Genomic DNA, 541 nt, shown 5'->3' on the forward strand with positions numbered 1-541 from the left:
ATGGCCGCCGCCGCCCTTGCCGCCGCCGCCGAGGCCGGGGAACCACGAGCCGCCGCCACCGCCACGGGCGCCGCTGCTTCCGCCGCCCAGGCCCGGCAGCCAGGGATTGTTTCCGCCGCCGTTGGTGCCGACGCCGGGCAGCCACGGTGAGGGGTTGCCCCCCTTGTTACCGCCGCCGTTGTCACCCGGCAGCCACGACGGGTTGCCGCCCTTGTTGCCGCCGCCGTTATTGCCCGGCAGCCACGACGGATTTCCGCCCTTGTTGCCGCCGTCGTTATTGCCTGGCAGCCACGACGGAAGGTCGTTCTTGGGCGGACTCTGCTTGGGCGGGTTGAAGATCGGCGGCCACTCGGGTTGTTGCGCGGGCGGCGGTGCCGCCGGCGCCGGCGCGGCCGGTGACGGGATCTCGACCGCTGGCGGCTTCGGCACCTGGATCGGCACCGGAATCGGCACCGGAGCAGGAGCCGCCGGTGCAGGGGCCGCCGGCGGCGGCGCGGGTGCCGCGGGCACCGGAGCGGGAGCCGCGGGTGCTTGCGCGGCG

At 75.6% G+C, this 541-nt stretch carries 1 pseudogene; it reads right to left on the bottom strand.

Annotation, left to right across the window (positions count from 1 at the left end):
* Positions 1–453: pseudogene (locus tag A5694_RS03390) on the bottom strand (hypothetical protein); the annotation flags it as partial.
* Positions 454–541: the final 88 nt, after the last annotated feature.

Origin of the sequence: Mycolicibacter sinensis (assembly GCF_001667945.1) — a bacterium.
Taxonomy (GTDB): Bacteria; Actinomycetota; Actinomycetes; order Mycobacteriales; family Mycobacteriaceae; genus Mycobacterium; species Mycobacterium sinense_B.